Annotated in this window: 1 protein-coding gene; it reads right to left on the bottom strand. The window is 49.0% G+C overall.

Annotated features, from left to right (window positions below; all coding sequences use genetic code 11):
- Positions 1-213 (bottom strand): GDP-mannose 4,6-dehydratase (locus EXE45_RS18415; protein WP_137695167.1); only part of this gene is annotated, 213 nt, incomplete at its 3' end.
- Between the last annotated feature and the right edge of the window lie 136 nt (positions 214-349).

The following is a 349-nucleotide window of genomic DNA, read 5'->3' as shown; positions in this document are numbered from 1 at the left end:
TACGTCTGTTACAGATTGTCGAGCGACCGCCGGGTCGCAGATATCACCCTCGATGAATTCGAAGTTCTCATCGGGTAGCCGTTTGAGATTGTCTCGACTGCCAGTCGAGAAGTTATCAATACCTCGAACCTCGTGGCCCGACTCAAGCAAGGCCTTCGCGAGCGATGAACCGATGAATCCTCCGACGCCAGTGACGAGTGCCTTCTTTGTCATACGATTGCTGTGTGAATGTCGCCGACTACACGTTTCAAGACATCGATTCAACAGTAGATGTGTCCGAGATCCTGTTCTGTAAATCAGGTCGATTTATATAGGTAGTGTTTAGATAAGCTGATTCTATGCGAAGGCA

Source organism: Halorubrum sp. SP9, from assembly GCF_005435015.1.
Taxonomy (GTDB): domain Archaea; phylum Halobacteriota; class Halobacteria; order Halobacteriales; family Haloferacaceae; genus Halorubrum; species Halorubrum sodomense.
Note: the sequence above shows the minus strand (reverse complement) of the source record. Positions and strands in the feature narration are given on the sequence as shown.